General features: G+C 62.2%; 20 protein-coding genes. 9 read left to right on the top strand and 11 right to left on the bottom strand.

Annotated elements, in window-relative coordinates; all coding sequences use genetic code 11:
• Positions 1 to 19 precede the first annotated feature (19 nt).
• Positions 20 to 961: a glutathione synthase gene (gene gshB, locus ACEK02_RS20615; RefSeq protein WP_371423424.1), complete on the top strand. Its 942-nt coding sequence runs from the start codon at positions 20 to 22 to the stop codon at positions 959 to 961.
• A 192-nt stretch (positions 962 to 1,153) separates the two neighbouring features.
• Positions 1,154 to 2,134 (top strand): MBL fold metallo-hydrolase, encoded by a 981-nt coding sequence (locus ACEK02_RS20610; RefSeq protein ID WP_371423423.1) that lies wholly within the window; start codon positions 1,154 to 1,156, stop codon positions 2,132 to 2,134.
• A 73-nt stretch (positions 2,135 to 2,207) separates the two neighbouring features.
• On the opposite strand, the gene ACEK02_RS20605 is transcribed toward ACEK02_RS20610, so the two are convergent.
• The gene (locus tag ACEK02_RS20605; protein WP_371423422.1) at positions 2,208 to 3,242 is read right to left on the bottom strand and encodes a diguanylate cyclase domain-containing protein; all 1,035 of its coding nucleotides are present in this window, start codon (positions 3,240 to 3,242) and stop codon (positions 2,208 to 2,210) included.
• A gap of 185 nt (positions 3,243 to 3,427) precedes the next feature.
• Between ACEK02_RS20605 and ACEK02_RS20600 the strand changes: the two genes are divergently transcribed.
• From ACEK02_RS20600 to ACEK02_RS20585, 4 genes are all read left to right on the top strand, one after another.
• The gene (locus tag ACEK02_RS20600) at positions 3,428 to 4,966 is read left to right on the top strand and encodes a YifB family Mg chelatase-like AAA ATPase (RefSeq protein ID WP_371423421.1); all 1,539 of its coding nucleotides are present in this window, start codon (positions 3,428 to 3,430) and stop codon (positions 4,964 to 4,966) included.
• A 109-nt stretch (positions 4,967 to 5,075) separates the two neighbouring features.
• Positions 5,076 to 5,546, top strand: coding sequence for a hypothetical protein (locus ACEK02_RS20595; RefSeq protein WP_371423420.1), 471 nt, complete (start codon positions 5,076 to 5,078; stop codon positions 5,544 to 5,546).
• 176 nt (positions 5,547 to 5,722) lie between these two features.
• Positions 5,723 to 7,969, top strand: coding sequence for an ATP-binding protein (locus tag ACEK02_RS20590; RefSeq protein ID WP_371423419.1), 2,247 nt, complete (start codon positions 5,723 to 5,725; stop codon positions 7,967 to 7,969).
• 141 nt (positions 7,970 to 8,110) lie between these two features.
• Entirely contained in the window at positions 8,111 to 9,061 is a 951-nt protein-coding gene (locus tag ACEK02_RS20585) for a GNAT family N-acetyltransferase (protein ID WP_371423608.1), read from the top strand.
• Positions 9,062 to 9,065: 4 nt separating this feature from the next.
• Here ACEK02_RS20585 and coaA read toward each other — a convergent pair whose 3' ends face one another.
• From coaA to hisB, 7 genes are all read right to left on the bottom strand, one after another.
• Positions 9,066 to 10,019, bottom strand: coding sequence for a type I pantothenate kinase (gene coaA, locus ACEK02_RS20580; RefSeq protein WP_371423418.1), 954 nt, complete (start codon positions 10,017 to 10,019; stop codon positions 9,066 to 9,068).
• Positions 10,020 to 10,047: 28 nt separating this feature from the next.
• Positions 10,048 to 10,368 (bottom strand): phosphoribosyl-ATP diphosphatase, encoded by a 321-nt coding sequence (locus ACEK02_RS20575; RefSeq protein WP_371423417.1) that lies wholly within the window; start codon positions 10,366 to 10,368, stop codon positions 10,048 to 10,050.
• Between the two features lie 65 nt (positions 10,369 to 10,433).
• Complete coding sequence (hisF, locus tag ACEK02_RS20570) at positions 10,434 to 11,195, bottom strand: imidazole glycerol phosphate synthase subunit HisF (RefSeq protein ID WP_371423416.1); 762 nt, start codon at positions 11,193 to 11,195, stop codon at positions 10,434 to 10,436.
• A gap of 8 nt (positions 11,196 to 11,203) precedes the next feature.
• Positions 11,204 to 11,941, bottom strand: coding sequence for a 1-(5-phosphoribosyl)-5-[(5-phosphoribosylamino)methylideneamino]imidazole-4-carboxamide isomerase (hisA, locus tag ACEK02_RS20565; protein WP_371423415.1), 738 nt, complete (start codon positions 11,939 to 11,941; stop codon positions 11,204 to 11,206).
• Complete coding sequence (gene hisH, locus ACEK02_RS20560; protein ID WP_371423414.1) at positions 11,938 to 12,588, bottom strand: imidazole glycerol phosphate synthase subunit HisH; 651 nt, start codon at positions 12,586 to 12,588, stop codon at positions 11,938 to 11,940. Before hisH ends, hisA begins: the two co-directional genes overlap by 4 nt.
• Entirely contained in the window at positions 12,585 to 13,115 is a 531-nt protein-coding gene (locus ACEK02_RS20555; protein ID WP_371423413.1) for a DUF2628 domain-containing protein, read from the bottom strand. Before ACEK02_RS20555 ends, hisH begins: the two co-directional genes overlap by 4 nt.
• A 31-nt stretch (positions 13,116 to 13,146) precedes the next feature.
• A complete protein-coding gene (gene hisB / locus ACEK02_RS20550) occupies positions 13,147 to 13,740 on the bottom strand; it encodes an imidazoleglycerol-phosphate dehydratase HisB (protein ID WP_371423412.1) in 594 nt (197 codons plus the stop codon).
• A 201-nt stretch (positions 13,741 to 13,941) separates the two neighbouring features.
• Between hisB and hslV the strand changes: the two genes are divergently transcribed.
• The 3 genes from hslV to hslU are packed head-to-tail and all read left to right on the top strand — an operon-like array spanning position 13,942 to position 16,465.
• A complete protein-coding gene (hslV, locus tag ACEK02_RS20545) occupies positions 13,942 to 14,514 on the top strand; it encodes an ATP-dependent protease subunit HslV (RefSeq protein ID WP_068730238.1) in 573 nt (190 codons plus the stop codon).
• Positions 14,511 to 15,122 (top strand): DUF2585 domain-containing protein, encoded by a 612-nt coding sequence (locus tag ACEK02_RS20540; RefSeq protein WP_371423411.1) that lies wholly within the window; start codon positions 14,511 to 14,513, stop codon positions 15,120 to 15,122. The genes hslV and ACEK02_RS20540 overlap by 4 nt, the downstream gene beginning before the upstream one ends.
• 41 nt (positions 15,123 to 15,163) lie before the next feature.
• The gene (gene hslU, locus ACEK02_RS20535) at positions 15,164 to 16,465 is read left to right on the top strand and encodes an ATP-dependent protease ATPase subunit HslU (RefSeq protein WP_371423410.1); all 1,302 of its coding nucleotides are present in this window, start codon (positions 15,164 to 15,166) and stop codon (positions 16,463 to 16,465) included.
• A 162-nt stretch (positions 16,466 to 16,627) separates the two neighbouring features.
• Here hslU and ACEK02_RS20530 read toward each other — a convergent pair whose 3' ends face one another.
• From ACEK02_RS20530 to ACEK02_RS20520, 3 genes are read right to left on the bottom strand one after another with little or no spacing between them, the layout of a single operon-like run.
• Positions 16,628 to 17,221 (bottom strand): Smr/MutS family protein, encoded by a 594-nt coding sequence (locus tag ACEK02_RS20530; RefSeq protein WP_371423409.1) that lies wholly within the window; start codon positions 17,219 to 17,221, stop codon positions 16,628 to 16,630.
• Positions 17,218 to 19,011 (bottom strand): MltA domain-containing protein, encoded by a 1,794-nt coding sequence (locus ACEK02_RS20525; RefSeq protein WP_371423408.1) that lies wholly within the window; start codon positions 19,009 to 19,011, stop codon positions 17,218 to 17,220. Before ACEK02_RS20525 ends, ACEK02_RS20530 begins: the two co-directional genes overlap by 4 nt.
• Positions 18,989 to 19,684, bottom strand: a complete 696-nt coding sequence (locus tag ACEK02_RS20520; RefSeq protein WP_371423407.1) for a Tim44/TimA family putative adaptor protein — start codon at positions 19,682 to 19,684, stop codon at positions 18,989 to 18,991. The genes ACEK02_RS20525 and ACEK02_RS20520 overlap by 23 nt, the downstream gene beginning before the upstream one ends.
• Positions 19,685 to 20,147 lie beyond the last annotated feature (463 nt).

Genomic DNA, 20,147 nt, shown 5'->3' with positions numbered 1-20,147 from the left:
ACAATTCCGGACCCCCAGCATGACCTTGAACGTCGCCGTCCAGATGGACCCCATCGCGCGCATCAATCACAAGGGCGACTCGACCTTCGCGATGCTGCTGGAAGCCCAGAAGCGCGGCCACAAACTGTCCTATTACACCCCGGACAAGCTCTCGCTGCGCGGCAATGACGTGGTGGCGCCGGTACAGTCGCTGTCGGTACGCGACGTCGAGGGCGATTACTTTACCCTCGGCGACCCCGTCCGCACCAATATGGAATCCTTCGACGTGGTGCTGCTGCGGCAAGACCCGCCGTTCGATCTCGCTTACATCACCTCGACACATCTTCTTGAGCGCATCCACCCGAAGACGCTGGTGGTCAATGACCCCGCCTCGGTGCGCAATGCGCCGGAGAAGATTTTCGTGATGGGGTTCTCGGACCTGATGCCGCCGACGCTGATCTCGCGCGACAAGGATGAGATCAACGCGTTCCGCGCCGAGCATGGCGCCGTGGTGATGAAGCCGCTGCACGGCCATGGCGGCGCGGCGGTGTTTCGCGTGCTGCCGCAGGACATGAATTTCGGTTCGCTCTACGATCTGTTCTCCGTCACCTTCAAGGAGCAGTGGGTAATCCAGCGCTTCCTTCCCGAAGTGAAACATGGCGACAAACGCATCATCCTGATCGACGGCGAATTCGCTGGCGCCGTGAACCGCGTGCCGGCTGAAGACGATTTGCGCTCCAACATGGTGCGCGGCGGCGCCGCCAAGGCCACCGAACTCTCGCCGCGCGAGCGCGAGATCTGCGAACGCGTCGGACCGGCGCTGCGCGACCTCGGTCTGCTGTTCGTCGGCATCGATGTGATCGACGGTAACCTCACCGAGATCAACGTCACATCCCCCACGGGCATCCGCGCCATCGCCAAGCTTGGTGGACCGGATGTGGCGGCGCGCGTCTGGGACGTGATCGAAGCGAAGCGGAAGTAAACTCCGCCACGTCATTCGCTGCGCTGCGTCAATCATCGACGCAGCAGTTTGAATTCCATTTATCGCAATTCTCCGCTTGCTGCTTTTGCTTGCCAGTCATGATCGGCAAGCGCAGCATGCCGATGCACGACCGGCCAATCGGGCGGCCCGCCACATGTGGCGGCAAGCAAAAGCATATCAGTGGAGAAACGCATGACTTCAGAAGTTTCGCGAAGGTCCCTGCTCGCACTCGGCGCAGGTCTGGGCGCAAATCTCCTCGCTCCCGGCCTGATCGGCAGCGCATCGGCCAAGGCACCAAAACTCGGCACGCAGGCACCCTACTTCCATCGTTTCATGCTGGGCAGCGCCGAAGTCACCGTTGTCTCCGACGGACCTTTGCCGCTCGGCGATCCTTCCGGCACGTTCGTCGGCGTACCCAAGGAGGACGTGCAGAAAATGCTGACGGATAATTTCCTCAGCAGCAGCAACGTCGTGCTCGAACAGAACGCCCCGATCGTCAACATGGGCGACAAACTCATCCTGTTCGATACAGGCATGGGTACGTCGCAATTGTTCGGCAACACCACAGGCCGCCTGCAGAAAAGCATGGCCGAAGCGGGCATCAAGCCCGGCGATATCGATGCCGTGGTGTGTTCGCACGCCCATATCGACCATATCGGCGGCATCGTCGATGCCAATGACAAGCCGCTGTTTCCCAATGCACAGGTCTATCTCAGCGAGGAAGACTTCAAGTTCTGGACCGACGAAGGCAAACTGGGTTCACCGCTCAAGGACTTCATCGTCCATGCGCGCAAGAACCTGCTGCCGGTGCGCGACCGCCTGGTGTTCTACAAGGACGGTCAGGAGTTCCTGCCGGGCGTCACTGCCATGCATGCGCCCGGTCATACGTTCGGCCACCACATGTTCATGATCCAATCGGACGGAAAGTCCTTCGCTTTCCTCGGCGATCTTACCCATCATCAGGTGTTGCTACTGGAGAAGCCACGGATGGAGTTCGCCTATGACTCCGATCCGAAGATGGCAGCGGCAACGCGGGTGAAGATGCTCGATATGCTCGCAGCCAACAAGACCGCTGTGATGTCCTATCACTTCGCGTGGCCGGGCTATGGCCATGTGGTGAAATCAGGCGACGGCTTCCGCTACATCGCCGAGCCGATGGTGATGAATCTCTAGCGGACATCTTTCGACTTTCCTGCGGCGAACTTGAGACAGTGGCCGCCGCAGGAATTCCACACCGACCCTATCGTTACGCAGCGGATGACGTGTCCCGCGCGCGTCGCTCTGCACCGCGCTTGTAGATCCGGAACGTCCCGCGGCCGGCATCCTTCGCCGCATAGAGCGCCGAGTCGGCCATGGCCGCCAGTTGCGATGACGTGCAATTGTCCGCCAAAGCGATGCCAACCGATGCGCCTACCCGCAGTTGCTGTCCGCGATGATCGATCGGCAGGCCCAACTGCGCGACGATGGCGCGCGCCGTCTCGGAGGCTTCCTCGAATTGTGCGTGGGGGCCCAGCAGAACCGCGAATTCATCGCCGCCGAGGCGCGCGACCAGTTCCGCGCCCGCGCAAATGTTGCGGATACGATTTGCCACGACAGTGAGACAGGTGTCGCCGGCTGCGTGGCCGAAGCAGTCATTGACCGGCTTGAATTCGTCCAGATCGATCAGCAACAGCGCGCCGAACGGTTTTGCCTTGCTGGCCGATGCTGCATCGAACAGCGACAGCCTGGTTTGAAACTGGCTGCGATTGGCGAGCCCGGTCAGCGTATCGAATTCGGCGAGATAGCGGTTACGGTCAGCCAGAATCTTCTCTTCCGTGATATCCTGCTTCATGCCGAAGATGCGGACGGCAACGCCGTCGACGGACTCGACGGTAGCCGTGATCCTGATCCAGCGCCGGTTGCCCTTGAAGCTGATGATTTCCGCATCGAGGCTGAAGCCTGTGCGATCCTCGATGGCCTTGCTGCGCCGCTTCGTCAGTTCCCTGACCGATTCTTCGGGGTAACAGGCGAGCGCCTCCTCGCGAAGCGGCGTCGAGCCCCGCGGCAGATCAAAGATGTCATAGACAACATCGGTCCAGACCAGCGATTCATCGGAAAGGTCACATTCCCAGACGCCGATTCGCGCGGCGGCCGAAGAGCGATCGAAGATCTTCCGGCTATGCGCCAGCGAAGCAGCTTGTTCGTCGATAATGACTTGTTGGGCTTCGATCTGCGCCCTCAGCGCAGCGATCAGGTCGGCGTCATTCGGAGCGTCTGGCGGCTTCGACAAGCGATCTGACATTCTGCGGGCACCCGGTCTTCGTCTCGGAGCTCTTGATAGGATGTTTTGCATGACGTGTTTAAGATTTCCTACGCCAGTGGCCGACTTCAGCCAAAATCAGCATACTTTATCTTTATCTTCGTTCACTGATTGTTCTTGAAATAATAACAACCTTAAGTTATGCTCTCATCCCGAATGAGGGCGGCATGGTTCAACGTGTTTCCACCGTAGCCTTTGAGGGGATCGAGGCCCGCGCGGTCGATGTGCAGGTTCAGGTCGTGCCCGGTCTGCCGAATTTCCTGATCGTCGGCCTGCCTGACAAGGCGGTGTCCGAAGCGCGCGAACGGGTCCGTGCCGCGCTGGTCGCCTCGGGTCTTGCTCTGCCGGCACGGCGGATCATCGTCAATCTCGCGCCCGCCGATTTGCCGAAGGAAGGCAGCCATTACGACCTGCCGATTGCGCTCGGACTGATGGCGGCGATCGGCGCGATTCCGGCGGATGCCCTGAGCGGTTTCACCGTGCTCGGCGAACTCGGGCTCGATGGCTCGCTCGCGCCGGTGGCCGGGGTGCTGCCCGCTGCCATCGGCGCCAATGCACGCGATGAAGGCCTCATCTGTCCGGCTGCCTGCGGCGCGGAGGCGGCTTGGGCCAGCCCAGACATCCAGATCATCGCGGCGACCTCGCTGATCCAGATCGCCAATCACTTCAAGGGCACGCAGGTTCTGTCGCGGCCCCAACCGAAGATTCACGCGCGCGAGGGATCCATGCTGGATCTGCGCGACATCAAGGGACAGGAAAGTGCCAAGCGCGCGCTGGAGATCGCTGCCGCCGGCGGGCATCACCTGCTGATGGTCGGAAGTCCGGGATCGGGCAAATCCATGCTGGCGGCACGGCTGCCATCGATTCTGCCGCCGCTATCACCGGCGGAACTCCTCGAAGTCTCGATGATCGCTTCGGTGGCCGGCGAAATCAAGGACGGAGCGCTCACCGCACGCCGGCCGTTCCGCGCGCCGCATCACTCCGCCAGCATGGCGGCGCTCACAGGCGGCGGCCTGCGCGCGCGACCGGGTGAGATTTCGCTGGCGCATCAGGGCGTTCTGTTTCTCGATGAACTGCCGGAGTTCGATCCGCGCGTGCTCGATTCGCTGCGCGCGCCGCTGGAGAATGGCGAGGTCGCGGTGTCGCGCGCCAATCACCGCGTCACTTATCCGGCGCGTTTCATGCTGGTTGCTGCGATGAATCCGTGCCGCTGCGGTCACGCGTTCGAGCCTGGCTTCTCCTGCAAACGCGGCCGCATCGATCGCTGCACCTCCGATTATCAGGCGCGCATCTCCGGCCCCCTGATGGACCGCATCGATCTGCGCATCGAAGTGCCGGCTGTCACCGCATCGGATCTCATTCTGCCGCCGCCGTCGGAAGGTTCCGCCGAAGTCGCAGCGCGTGTCGCCGCCGCGCGCGATCTGCAAACCATACGCTATGCTGCGACGGGATTGCCGGGCACCCACACCAATGCTTCCGCGCCCGCCTCTGTGCTGGAAACGGTCGCGCAGCCGGATGCCCAAGGACTGACATTGTTGCGCGATGCCGCCGAAACGATGCGGCTAACAGCGCGCGGCTATCATCGCGTGCTGCGCGTAGCCCGGACGCTCGCGGATCTCGACGGCGCAGAAAAAATCGGTCGGCTGCATCTGGCCGAGGCGTTGTCTTACCGTGCGTTGGCTGAGGATGTGCGCCGCGCGGCGTGACGTCTCCACGTCACCCCCCTGATGTGGACGTCAACGCGATAGTAACGAGTTTTGTTTACGCTCTGCTCACCATAACCCCGCGTTACGGGGCCAAGGCGAGTACCGTGTCATGTTGCGTTTCAAGATTTTAGCCTCGACGATTCCCTTGGCTCTTGCAGCTTTTCTCACCCACGGCGATTTCGTAACCGGCGCACGTCCTTGCATCTCCACCAGTGAAACCACCATCCAGATCGCCACCATGCCCTGGCAGGCGCAATCGCATGTCAGCTTCACCAGCGATCCCCTGCAGGCGACCGTCCGTGTGCAGATCGTCGACAGCGCCGAGACCGCCGACTTCGTCGTGCTCGATGATGTCGACGCAGCGGAACCCGACGCCTGTTCCATCACGGCCGCGACGCGCTTCATCGGCATTGCCGACACATCCGCGAGTTCAGAGCCCGTCATCTATTTGTCGGAACACGGGGACGCCGACTACCGGATCTTCGTGAAGTCACACAGCTTCACGGCGCGCGATGCGGCAGCACTGATCGTCGGCGCCCACAATCGCAGCCCGGCACGGATGGCAGCGGCCAGCCTCTAGGCCGCACATTAACGCTTCATCAACCATGTCTGCGCCGGCAAATTCAAAACTGCGGCGAGGGCAAGCACTTGGCAACAACATACCCGCATTGTCTCCGATATCCGCGATCGCCTGATCGCGGTCTGTATTTGCGTGCAGGCGCGAGCCTTGATGTGACCAAGCCGGAGTACTGATCTGTGGCGAAGGGCGTTTTCCGGATCAAGGTCTATTTCCGGCGCTTTGCGCGCCGTTTTCCATGGCTTGCTTTCATCATCCGCTCCATCGTGATGTTCTCGGCTGCCTTCGGGGGCGCCTACGGCTTTATCTCCGGCTCGACGTCGAAAGACTCAGGTTACGACCCGCACGCCTTTGCAATCGGCGCCAGCTTCCTGTTCGCGCTGGCCTGCGTCGCCCTGGCCACCATGAGCATCCGCATGCGCTTGATGGGCAAGCGGATGCGCAAGCTGGCTGCACATAACGAAGCCCTGGTCGACCGGAACTGGGAATTGAAGGAGGCCGAAGAGCGCGCGCGCAGCCTGTTCGAAGCGCAGGGCGACCTGATCGTGATCCGCAACACTGAAGGCTGCATCACCTTCGTCAATGATGCCTATTGTGCGCTGGCGGAACGACCGCGCGAGGCATTGATCGGCAGCCGCTTCGAACTCACGCTGCTGGAGCAGGGCGACATCGCCAACGAGCCCAACGGCACCAGCATCCACGATCAGAAGATCGCCACGGCGACCGGCCCGCGCTGGATCGCATGGCGCGAAGGTCTGGTGCGGATCGACGCCGGACAGCCCGCCGAATTGCAGTGCGTCGGTCGCGATGTCACCGACCGCACCCAGACCGAACGCGCCCTCAGTGAAGCGCGCGACCATGCCAATGCCGCCAACAGCGCCAAGTCGCGTTTCCTCGCCATGGCGTCCCATGAAATCCGCACGCCGCTGAACGGCATTCTCGGCATGAGTGGCTTGCTGCTCGATACGCCACTGACGCCCGAACAGACCACTTACGCCAGGGCTGTGAAGACCTCCGGCGATGCGCTGCTGTCACTCATCGAGGAGCTGCTCGATTACTCCAAGATCGAAGCCGGCAAGATCGATCTTGAATACCGGCCGTTTGCACTGGCCGGGTTGATCGAGGACATCACCGAATTGCTGGCGCCGCGCGCGCAGGCCCGCAATCTCGAAATCGCGGCCTATGTCGACGAGCGGCTGCCGCTGCAAGTGGTGGGCGATGCGGCGCGGCTGCGTCAGGTGCTGCTCAATCTCGCGGGGAATGCCATCAAGTTCACTGCCACGGGCGGCGTGGCCCTGATCGTCGAACCGGGCATCTGGCCAAACGAAATCTCTTTCCTGGTGCGCGATACCGGCATCGGCATCGCACCCGAGGCGCAGCAGCGCATCTTCCGCGAATTCGAACAGGCAGACGAGGGCACTGCGCGCCACTACGGCGGAACGGGTCTCGGCCTCAGCATCAGCGAGCGCATCGTCAGGCGCATGAACGGCCGTATCACGCTGCAGAGCGAACTCGGCGCCGGCTCGACATTCGAAGTGTCGATCCCGCTCGCCGCGTCCGACAGCGGTACGGCGACCTTCATGGCGCCCGATCTCTCTGGCCTTTCGGTGATGCTGGTGGCGCCGCAAACCATCGAAGCCTCCTTGATGGCCTTGCGGCTCGGGCGCTGGGGGGCACAGACCTGCACCGTATCGGATATTGCCGTCGCACAAGCACTGCTGCCCGAACGGTCGTGGCATGCCGTCATGATCGATCGTGCCCTTGGCGCTGACGCCGCCGAACACCTCGCGGATGCCGCGATTCCGCACGCGCTACGACGGATCGTGCTGTTTACGCCGGCAATGCGACATGAGTTACAGCCCGCGGCACCGAGCGCCTTCACCGGCTATCTGGTGAAGCCGCTGCGTGCGGCCTCGCTCGCTGCGCGCCTGACCCTGCAGACCGATTCGCCAGCGATCGCCCCCGATGATCTGCTCGAGCGTGAACCTGCCACGCCGGGATTGGCGCTGGCGACGGGGCCCAGTCTGTCGATCCTCGTTGCCGAAGACAATGAGATCAACGCGCTGCTGATGCGCTCACTGCTGACGCGGCTGGGTCACAAGCCGGTCGTGACCACCAATGGCAATGAGGCGCTGGAATCCTGGCTGGCCTCGGATTCCGCAGGCACGCCTTACGATCTCGTCCTGATGGATATCCAGATGCCGAAGCTCGACGGCATTGAGACCACCAAACGCATTCGCGCACGCGAGGCCGGCCAGCGCGTCAGGCGTACGCCGATCCTGGCCCTTACAGCCAATGCGCTGGTGGAAGATCGCTACGCCTGTTTCGAGGCCGGTATGGATGGCTTCCTGATGAAGCCGCTGGACCGCAACAAACTCGCCGAAGCCCTCAAGGGACTTGCTACGTCGCGGCATATCGCCGCCTAGCTCCACTCTCAATGTCGCTGTCACACCTCCGCAACACGTCCGTCACACGGCTGTTGAGCGCTCGTGATGTCTGGTGCGGATAGGCCGCATCGATGATTCGCGTGATGCCTGCGGCACAAGGCGATTGAGTTGGGGATGGCCATGCATGGCAACGAACTGGTGCGACCGAAACAGGGTTTCATGCAGATGTTGCGGCCCCAGAACATGAGCGCCGCCGCACAGACTGCGATCACCTGGTTCAAGCCGCCGCTGCACCTTCATCCCGCCAACGGCATTCCGGCTACCACCGGTTCGTTGGGCCGGATGGGCCCGCTCGAAGTTCGCCTCGCGCAGGACAAGCGCGACGTGAAGCGCGCGCAGCGTCTGCGGTATAAAGTATTCTACAAGAACGGTACTGCGATCGCCGACGCCGCCACCATGCTCGCACGCCGCGACAAGGATGCATTCGACAAGATCTGCGATCACCTTCTCGTCGTCGATCACGACGCGAAGCCCACGCTATCCGGCAAGCAGCCGGTGGTTGGCACCTATCGCCTGCTACGGCATGAGGCAGCCATGCGAAACGGGGGCTTTTATACCGATAGCGAATTCGATCTGTCGGGGATGATCGAGCGCCATGCGGGTCTGCGCTTTCTCGAACTCGGTCGCTCCTGCGTGCTGCCGCGTTACCGCAACAAGCGCACCGTCGAGTTGTTATGGCAGGGCATCTGGAGCTATGTGCGCCAGAACAAGTTCGACGTCATGATCGGTTGTGCCAGCTTTGAAGGCACCGATCCGGAGCGTCTGGCACTGCCGCTGTCGTTCCTGCACCACAATGCGCGCGCACCCGAAGCCTGGCGCGCCCGCGCGCATCCGTCGCGCTATGTCGAGATGAACCGGATGGCCGCGGATGCCATCGACACCAAGGCGGCACTCCGTGCGTTGCCGCCGCTGATCAAGGGATACCTGCGAATCGGCGCCATGATCGGCGACGGCGCCGTGATCGATCACCAGTTCGGCACCACCGACGTCCTGATCGTGATGCCGGTGACCTCGATCGGCGCCCGCTATATCGAGCACTTCAGCACGGATGCCTCACGTCACGCAGCGTGATCGTCTACAGCCGACGTAGCGCAACGTTCTCCACCACGTGGTCCGCGCCCTTTTTCAGGATCAGCGTCGCACGCGGCCGCGTCGGAAGGATATTGTCTTCGAGATTGGCCAGGTTCGTCCGTTCCCAGATCGCCAACGCGGTCGCTGTCGCTTCTTCGTCCGACAACAGCGCGTAGCGATTGAAGTATGACCGCGGATCGTGGAACGCAGTGTCGCGTAGCGCCAGAAACCGTCTCACATACCAGTCGCGCAGAACCGGCTCGTCCGCATCGATGTAAACCGAGAAATCGAAGAAGTCGGAGACCACGGGTACCGCCTTGCCGTCGCGCGGCAGACGCCCGGTCTGCAGCACGTTGACGCCTTCGACGATCAGGATATCGGGCTGATCGACCTCGACCCACTTGTTTGGAACCACGTCGTAAGTGAGATGCGAATAGACCGGCGCGCGGACGGCATTGCGACCGGCTTTGATGTCACTGAGAAACTGCAGCAGCGTCGGCAGATCGTAGCTCTCGGGAAAGCCCTTCTTCTGCATGATGCCTTCGCGCTCGAGCACTGCATTCGGATACAGAAATCCGTCGGTCGTCACGAGATCGACCTTCGGCCGCGGCGACCAGCGCGCCAGCAGCGCCTGCAGCACGCGCGCAGTGGTCGACTTTCCCACGGCCACCGAACCGGCTACGCCGATGATGTAGGGCATCTTGCGGTCTTCGATACCCAGAAACTTGCGCTGTGCGTAATACAGGCGCTGCGTTGCCGTGACATAGATCGAGAGCAGGCGGGACAGCGGCAGATAAATCTCTTCGACCTCGCGCAGATCGAGGCGATCATACATCGAACGCAGGGCGGCTATCTCGCCGGCCTCCAGCGTCATCGGCGTATCGTCGCGCAGCTTCGCCCACTGCTCGCGCGAGAAAGTCCGATAGGGATTATATTGTTGGTCTGCCCGCACATCCATGAAGCGGTCCCCGTTATGATCGACGCTGTTACTCGCTCTGGCGCGAAGCCTTCTCTTGCAGTCCGGATTGCGACGTGCGCTGACCTAGCGCCGTCTCGACTTCCTGAATCGTCACGCCGCGCGCCTTCAGAAGCACCAGCAGATGAAACAGCAGGTCGGCACTTTCATTGATCAGATTGATGCGATCGTTCTCGACTGCCGCGATCACAGTCTCGACCGCTTCCTCACCAAACTTCTTGGCGCAATGCTCCGCGCCCTTGTCGAGCAGCTTGCGCGTATAGGACGCGTCGCCACCCGCTGCCGCGCGGGCGTCGATGGTATCGGCGAGATCGTGAAGCGTAAAAGCCATTTCGGCGCCTTGTTGGCTGGGCAGCGCGGACTCCTGCCAGACTTTGACTTACGGGTCGAGTGACCCTAGGGGTCCAGCCGCATCGGTAGTCCGGCCCGCACCATATGGTCCTTGGCCTCGCGAATGGTAAATTCCCCGAAGTGAAAAATCGAGGCCGCCAGAACCGCAGTGGCATGACCGCTCCTGATACCTTCGACCAGATGATCGAGATTACCGACGCCGCCCGAGGCAATGACCGGTACCCCGACGCTGTCGGCGATGGCCCGGGTCAGCTCGATATCGAAGCCGGAGCGGGTGCCGTCGCGATCCATCGAGGTGAGCAGGATTTCACCAGCGCCCAATGAGACAACCTCTTGGGCGAATTCGATGGCATCGATGCCCGTGGACTTGCGGCCACCATGGGTAAAGATCTCCCAACGCGAGCCGGATCGCTTGGCATCGATCGCGACCACGATGCACTGGTCGCCGAATTTCTCGGCGGCTTCCTTGACGAACTGGCGATTGGCCACCGCGGCCGAATTGATCGAGACTTTGTCGGCACCGGCGCGCAGCAGCGTCTTGATATCGTCCACCGTGCGCACGCCGCCACCGACCGTCAGCGGCATGAAACAGGCTTCTGCGGTGCGGCGCACCACGTCCATCATGGTGCCGCGGTTCTCGTGGGTGGCGTTGATGTCGAGGAAAGTGAGTTCATCGGCGCCCGCGGCGTCATAGGCAATCGCCGCCTCGACAGGATCGCCGGCATCGCGCAGGTCGACGAAGTTGACGCCCTTCACCACGCGTCCGTCCTTGACGTCGAGGCAGGGGATCACGCGCACCTTGAACATACCAGCTCCTATGCCGCCCGTGACTGCTTGATCAGCGACAGCGCCTCGGCCGGATCAATCCGCCCGTCATACAGTGCACGGCCGGAGATCGCGCCTTCGAGCTTCGCAGCGCGTGGCTCAAGCATGGCCTTGATATCATCGATAGAGGCGAGGCCGCCCGAGGCGATCACCGGAATTGAAATCGAGTCGGCGAGCGCAATCGTCGCATCCCAATTGATACCCTTGAGGAGACCATCGCGCGCGATGTCGGTGAAGATGATGGCGGCAACGCCGGCGTCTTCAAAGCGCTGCGCGATTTCCAGTGCGGTGACAGTCGAGGTCTCGGCCCAGCCCTCAACGGCAACCTTGCCATCGCGCGCATCGAGGCCGACGGCGACCTTGCCAGGGAATTTCTTCGCGGCTTCCTTCACCAAAGCGGGATCGCGCACCGCAGCCGTGCCGATGATAACGCGGGTGATGCCCTTGGAGAGCCAGGCTTCGACGGTCTTGAGATCGCGAATGCCGCCGCCGAGCTGCACCGGCATCTTGACGACCTTCAGCATCTCTTCCACCGCCTGCGCATTCACCGGCTTGCCGGCAAAGGCGCCGTCGAGATCGACAACGTGGAGGTATTCGAAGCCTTGCGTCTCGAAGTCGCGCGCCTGCGCTGCGGGATTGAGGTTGAACACAGTGGCGCGCGCCATGTCGCCCTGTTCCAGGCGAACGCACTGGCCGTTTTTCAGATCGATGGCGGGAAAGAGAATCACGGCTTCCACTTCAGAAAGTTCGAAATCAGGGCCAACCCAAAGCGCTGGCTCTTTTCGGGATGAAATTGCGTACCGATCGCGGTGTCCTTGCCAACGATGGCAGTGATGGGACCGCCGTAGTCGGCGCGCGCCAGCACATCGGCCTCGTTGACCGCATTCAGGTGATAGGAATGCACGAAATAGGCGTGGCGGCCCTTCGGCCCGAGCGGCAGGCGCTCCAGCACCGCATGCTCTCGCACCATATCGAGCGTATTCCATCCCATATGCGGGATCTTCAGATTTTCTTCGCGAGGTTTGATCTTCTCGACATCGCCGGCGATCCAGCCCAGCCCGTCGGTCGTGACGTGCTCCTTGCCCCTGGTCGCCATCAGCTGCATGCCGACACAGATGCCGAAAAAAGGTCTGGCCTTGTCGCGCACCGCTTCGGTCATGGCCTCGACCATGCCGTCCAGCGAATCCAGTCCCTTACGGCAATCCGCAAAGGCGCCGACGCCGGGCAGCACGATGCGATCGGCGCGAAACACGGCTTCTGGATCGCGCGTGACGATGATTTTCTCCGGCACATCCATACTGCGCGCGGCGCGCTCGAACGCCTTTGCCGCCGAGTGCAGGTTACCGGAGCCGTAATCGATAATGGCAACGCTCACCGTGTCACTCCCGGTTGCGGGAATAACCCGATGATGTCGTTTTGCGCCGGAGACGGCGGACGAGAGAATGCTTGGCCGGGCATGTGACGCGTCGGCGGCGGACCGCCACGATCGCTCGCCCACTGGTCGTTGACGGCGTGGTGCTGCGTCGTCCAGCGATCGAAGAAGCGGCGCTCGGCGGCATCCTTGTTATCGGCGACGACCACATCGAGCTGACGCCACTTTCCGCGCGACAGAGTCCAGCGTCGCAGACTGGCGGCCTCGAAGCCCATCAGCAGCGCAAACAGCAGCATCACGATAAAGCGCGCGCCGATATCGACCTTCAGCAGCGACAATGCGACTTCGCCTGCGACCGACAGAACGACATAGCCGAGTAGCGCCCACCACAGCCGATGATAGATCAGCCAGATCAGGCCGGCGAGGAACGCCCAGACATGGAATCCATCGCGCACGAACTCGAACCTGTCCGTCGCTGAAAACGGCTCAGGGCCGGCGCCGCGAGGCGCATGAACTGTGTAGACCGGCATGGCAAACTCCGCCCGGAACCGTAGAGGCCGATCAGCCGCCGAGCTGACCCTTGGTGGATGGCACTTCGCCGGCATTGCGCGGATCTATCGCAACGGCCGTCCGCAGTGCCCGCGCCAGACCCTTGAAGCAGGATTCGGCAATGTGATGGCTGTTCTCGCCATATAGGGTTTCGACGTGCAAAGTCACGCCCGCATTGCCGGCAAAGGCATTGAACCACTCGCGCACCAGTTCGGTGTCGAATTCGCCTATCTTTTGGGTCGGGAAGGCGGACTTGAACACCAGCACCGGCCGGCCGGAAATATCCAGCGCCACCCGGGTCAGGGTCTCGTCCATCGGCATATAGACCGAGGCATAGCGGGTGATTCCGGCCATATCGCCGAGCGCCTGCTTGACCGCCTGGCCGAGCGCGATGCCGACATCCTCGGTGGTGTGGTGGAAATCGACATGGAGGTCGCCGACCGCCTTCACCGTGACGTCGATGCGGGAATGGCGGGCGAGCAGATCGAGCATATGGTCGAAGAAACCAATTCCGGTGGTCGATTTGGACACGCCGGTGCCGTCGAGGTTCACAGAGACCTCGATATCGGTTTCCTTGGTTTTGCGCTTGATCGTCGCCGTGCGCATGAAAACGCCTCTCCGCCTGCTGAAAACGCGTCCTTTTAACAGGGAGATGACACCTTCGCTACCGCGGGAGAGCCGATTCCGGACCGATCTTTGCCCCTATGGTGACCGGAATCCGCGCCGACCGGCCACTGGCCTATCCTTCCTCGCCGGATTTGCAACGGCCGGTATCCGTGCCTAGATCAGGCGCTCAAGAGGGTTTCCATGAACGCATCCTATTCGGCCTCCCATGACGGATCATCCCCCGTCTGGCACGGCACCACCATCCTGACCGTCCGCAAGGGCGGTAAAGTCGTGATCGGCGGCGACGGCCAGGTCTCGATCGGCCAGACGGTCATCAAATCCAACGCCAAAAAGGTCCGTAAACTGGGCAAAGGCGACGTGATCGGCGGCTTTGCCGGCGCCACGGCGGACGCCTTCACCCTGTTCGAGCGACTGGAGGCGAAACTGGAACAGTATCCCGGCCAATTGACCCGGGCGGCGGTCGAGCTCGCCAAGGACTGGCGCACCGACCGGTATCTGCGCCGGCTGGAAGCCATGATGATCGTCGCCGACAAGGACGTTTCGCTGGTGCTGACCGGCACCGGCGACGTGCTGGAGCCGGAAGCCGGCGTGATGGCCATCGGCTCCGGCGGCAATTACGCGCTGGCGGCGGCGAGGGCGCTGGTCGATACCGATCAGGATGCCGAGACCATCGTGCGCAAGTCGCTCGATATCGCGGCGGACATCTGCGTCTATACCAACCGCAACGTGACGCTGGAAATGCTGGAGGCATGACCGGCGCGGGTCACGATACCCGCGCGCCGTCTGTCACCGGTCTCTCGGTCAAGCAGGGCGCCCTGATCGCGCTGAGCCTGCTCGCGCTGCAGGCGGCTCTTCTTTTGGCGATGGGGCGATTGCCGATCTGCGCCTGCGGCTATGTAAAACTCTGGCATGGCGTGGTGCTGAGTTCGGAGAACTCCCAGCACCTCACGGACTGGTACACTTTTTCCCATATCATTCATGGCTTCCTGTTCTACGCCGCCACCTGGTTGCTATTTCCGCAACTGTCCTGGATCGCGCGCCTGATCGTCGCCATGCTCATCGAAGGCGGCTGGGAGCTGCTGGAGAATTCGAGCTGGATCATCGAGCGCTATCGCGCGGGCACGATGTCGCTGGATTACTTCGGCGACAGCATCGTCAATTCACTGGCTGATACACTGTCGATGATCACGGGCTTCATCCTGGCGCGGAAGCTGCCGGTCGCCGCGACCGTCGCAATCGCACTGCTATTCGAGATTCTGGTCGGCCTGCACATTCGCGACAATCTCACTTTGAACGTGATCATGCTGATTCATCCATTCGAAGCGATCCGAACCTGGCAGGCCGGACCACCCATCATTTGATCCGCTTGTCCCAACGCCCTTCTCAACCTACGTAGAGTAACATGAGCGACTTTTCTCCCCGCGAAATCGTTAGCGAACTTGACCGGTTCATCGTCGGCCAGCACGACGCCAAGCGCGCCGTGTCAATCGCGCTGCGCAATCGCTGGCGGCGCCTGCAACTGACCGGATCGCTCCGCGAAGAAGTGCTGCCGAAGAACATATTGATGATCGGTCCCACCGGCGTCGGCAAGACCGAGATCGCACGCCGGCTGGCGAAGCTCGCTGGCGCACCGTTCATCAAGGTTGAGGCCACCAAATTCACCGAGGTCGGCTATGTCGGCCGCGACGTCGAGCAGATCATCCGGGATCTCGTCGAGGTCGCGATCTCGCTGACCCGCGAGCGCAAGCGCAAGGACGTCCAGGCCCGCGCGCAACTCGCGGCAGAAGATCGCGTGGTCGATGCACTGGTGGGCGCCACCGCGAGCGCGGCCACGAAAGAATCGTTTCGCAAGAAGCTTCGCGCCGGCGAGCTCAACGACAAGGAAATCGAGATCGAGGTGCAGTCCTCCGGCGGCCCCTCGATGTTCGAAATCCCGGGCATGCCCGGCGCGCAGATGGGCGCGATCTCGATCGGCGATATCTTCGGCAAGATGGGCAAGGGCACCAAGACGCGCCGCCTCCGTGTCGAAGATGCGCATGAGCCGCTGGTGAATGAGGAGGCCGACAAGCTGCTCGACAGCGACGCACTGGTGCAGGAGGCCATCAACGTAGTCGAGAACAACGGAATCGTGTTCCTTGATGAAATCGACAAGATCTGCGTGCGCGATGGCCGCAGCGGTGGCGAAGTTTCGCGCGAAGGCGTGCAGCGCGACCTGCTGCCGCTGATCGAGGGCACCACGGTCTCCACCAAGCACGGCGCGGTGAAGACCGACCACATCCTGTTCATCGCCTCCGGCGCGTTCCATATCGCCAAGCCGTCAGACCTGCTGCCGGAACTGCAGGGCCGCCTGCCGATCCGCGTCGAGCTCAACCCGCTGACCCGCGATGACATGCGCCGCATTCTTACCGAGCCGGAAGCGTCACTGATCAAGCAATACGTCGCGCTGCTGCAGACCGAAGGCGTGACGCTTGAGTTTGCGGATGATGCCATCGATGCGCTGGCCGATGTTGCTGTTGCGGTGAATTCAACCGTCGAGAATATCGGCGCACGACGCTTGCAGACGGTGATGGAGCGCGTGCTCGACGAGATTTCCTTCGCGGCGCCGGATCGCAACGGCGAGACCATCCGGGTCGATGCAGCCTATGTGCAGAAGCATGTGGGGGATCTGGCGAAAAATTCGGATTTGAGCCGGTTTATTTTGTAGTTCGCCAATCTCGTCGTCCCCCGCCACTCCGATTGGAGTGGCTGAGGGCGTGCCCTTGCGCGAACCTCGAACCTCGCGCGGCCCCAATCGCTGCGAGATTCCGGGTCTGCACTTCAGTCGGCTCCGCCGCCTTGCGGGCATCCCCGAATGACAAGCTTGTGGCTACCTTGTCCGCCTGATCCGCACATACAGCGCGCCCGCACCGCCGTGCCCGGTATGCGCTTCCTCGAATCCCACCACCAGCGACCGGAATTCCGGCAATCCCAGCCAGAGCGGCACCTGACGGCGCAGGATGCCCCGTTCGGCTTCAGGACCTACCGTGCGGCCCTTGCCGGTGATGACCAGAACGAAGGTGAGACCTTCGTGACTTGCCCGATGCAGGAATGCGGACAGCGCGTGATGCGCGCGCGTCTGCGTCATGCCGTGCAGGTCAATCCGCGCATCGATCTCCTTGCGGCCGCGCGACAATTGCGAACGTTCGCGGCGGCCAAGCGGCGCCAATGGTGGCACAGGCGGCGGTGGCGGCTTTGCGGGTTTGACGGCTATTGGCGGCGCTGAAGCAGTCCTCTTGGGCGCCGCTACTTTCACAGGTACGGGCGCGTCTTCCACTGGCTCAGGCTTGACCACACGCTTCTTGCGCAGCGGCTTGACCTGCTTGGCAACCAGTTCCCAAAGCTCACGCTCTTCCTCGCTCAGCGCGCGACGACGGCGCGACACTACGGGATCAATGAGTTGCGGCGGGCGTGAACGCTTCATTGCCAGGGGAAACGGAACAGGGACTGCGGCTGCTGTGGCGCACGACGATACACACGGCGCTTCGGTTTGGCGCGCCTGGTTTTTGCTTCGGGCCTCATCTCCGGCTGCACGTCGGATTTCACTTCAGACTTCACTTGGGGTTTCGCCCCGGCCGCAGCCTGGCGGGTCTCCTGAGGCGCCGCCTGCGGGCGTGCTTCGGGCAATGGCACTGCGGCTGGAGCAGGCGTTGCCGCCATCGGGACCACCGCGGCTCCAGCCGCAACTGGTTTAGCAGCGGGCAGAGGCGGTGCGCTGGTGACGCCCGGTGCAGGAGCTTTGGCTGCGGATGATGATGTGTCAGGCTTGGCCGTTGCAGTCGCATTCGACTTGGCGGCAGCTTTATTGTCGACCGTCGTGATCTCGGACTTTGGCGCTTCGACGGGTTTAGGCTCCGTCTGCGGAAACAGCTTTGCAATGACCGCCGAAGGGCGCGCATCGGGCAGCGGCATGTGATGGCCGCGCGCAGAGGGATCGAGACTCTTCGGTACTAGCATCACAAAACGCGCGGGATGGCGCATGCGGCCGGCGACACGGCCCGCCTCGGCACCGGCGCCGAAATACAGATCGGCGCGAGCCGGGCCGATGATGGCTGAGCCCGTATCCTGCGCCACCATGAGGCGACGGAACGGCGTCTTTGCCGTCTCCGAATTCACCGGCAGATCGCCTTCGATGAAAAACGGCGTGCCATAGACATGCAGCGACTTGTCGACGGCGATAGATCGGCCCGGCGTCAGCGGCACGCCTTGGGCGCCGACGGCTTCGTCCTTGTCGGAGAGCTGCACCTCGCGGAAGAACACATAGGACCGATTTTGCCGGCGCAGTTCACTCGCAGCATCCGGATTTTCTTCCATGTATTGACGGATGCGCTGCATCGACATCTGTTCGCGCGGAATGATGCCACGATCGATCAGCACGCGGCCGACCGGCGTGTAGCGATAGCCATTATGCGCATCGTAATTGATCCGCACCATGCCGCCGTCTTCGAGGCGCACGCGTGCCGAGCCCTGGATCTGGGTGAACAGCAGATCGGTCTGACTCTTCAGCCAGACGATTTCGAGTCCGCGCCCCGCAATCGCGCCATCCTCGATCTCACCGCGATCGTAATAGGGCACGAGCTTGCGGCGACCGATCTTGCGAAACACATCGCCGCCATTCGGCATGCTGGCGGATGACTGGCTATAGCCGCGCACGAACAGGTTTGAAGGGCGGCGATAGACCGGCACGGTGTAGACGTCTGTCTTTGTGCGTGAACCGTCGATGACCGGCTCGTAATAGCCGGTGACAAAACCCTCGGGCTCGCCGAGACGCGAGATTCGCAGCGGCAGGAAATGGTCTTCGAAGAAGGCGCGGGCCTTGGCACTGTCGGAAATATCGCTGCTCCTGGCAGTACGGCAGGGATCGCGGAGCGTCGTGCCGAGCGCCTTCGAATCCGTTGGCGGATTGCGTTGAGCAACGATCGGCTTGCAGCTGGTGCGAAACGCCTGGAAGGCGAGGAGGTGATCGTCGTCACGCCAGCCAGCGATATCGGCCCAGGCAACGGGCTCATACTGGCTGCCGGTGAATTCGAACGGCCATTCCCGCGGAGGATTGTGCCGCGGGACATACACGAATTGTGCAGGATCATGTTTGGCGTGCTTGGCTTGACGCCGAGCCCGTGCGTCTGCCGAGGCGGGGACCAACGCAGCAGCAATCACGCACAGCGCGGCAAGCCGGCCGAGCCTGGCAGCGTTACTGCACGCTGCCGGTGCCAACCAGCTTCCAGTTCGGATCGCGCGAAGTGATGTCGCGGGCAAATGTCCAGACGTCGGTAATGTCGCTGACCTTATCGGCATTGCCGTCGACCACGGCACCAGTCTTGTCGCGGGTCACGGAGATCATCTGCGACACGAAACGCACGGTGAGCTGCGCCGCGCGATCGCGCACTTCGGCGCCAACCAGTTCGGCCTTGTCGATCGACACGAAACGGGTCTCGGTCTTCTGCTCGTTCTTCTCGCGGTCCTTGATGACGGCATCGAAGCTGTCGAACACTTCCGACGACAACAAGTCCTTCAGCGAGCGGCGATCGCCATTGGCAAAGGCCAGCACGATCATTTCATAGGCGCCCTTGGCGCCAGTAAGGAAATGGCGGGGATCGAACGACGAATCCTGTTCCACAATGGCATCGAGACCCGCGGCAAGCGGTGTGCCCGGTTCGGTGATGCCCTTCCAGCGCTCGGCGGGAGAGACGTCGGCGGCTGGTGCCGGCGCAGCCTGATCGATGGGACCGCCCGGCATCGGCACGACATTGCCTTCGGGCGGCAGAACATCACGCGCAGCACGGTCGAAGGGCGGACGCTCCTCGCCGGTGCGCTGTCCGAGCACATTGCGCAGGCGGATGAAAATGAAGACCGCCAGTGCCAGGAAGATGATGGTGTAAATGTCCACGTCTTATTGCTTTCTGATCGGTGCCGGGCATGCCCGGCGGAAGACTATGCCGCCCATCGCAGTCCTGAAATCGGCTTCCCCAAGGTCGGGAGATCGCATCATGGGCGGACCTGCTCCATGTAGACATGAAACTAAGCCCAGCCAATGGCGCGCCATCGTGTCGAGCTGCGGCAAAGCGGCCTTCGCGCCGGCAGCCTCGACCACAACCGGTTCGATAAATTCTAGCGCGTTTGTCCGGCGGAGGAAATCGGATCGGGCGAGAAAACCCGCACTTTCAGTCATTTAACGCGAATTCGGGACGAATATGACCGGTTTTGCGCCTGCATGCCCAAGTGACGGGTCAAACCAGCGATTTTCTAGCGTCCAGGTTGTGGCGCGGCATCCTTGTGGAGTGCCGCAGGCCTATGATAGCCACTCGCCGCGATCACCTCATTCGACCGTTCGCGCGGAGGTCCGCGACGAA

The organism is Tardiphaga sp. (assembly GCF_041424195.1).
Classification (GTDB): domain Bacteria; phylum Pseudomonadota; class Alphaproteobacteria; order Rhizobiales; family Xanthobacteraceae; genus Tardiphaga.
Note: the sequence above shows the minus strand (reverse complement) of the source record. Positions and strands in the feature narration are given on the sequence as shown.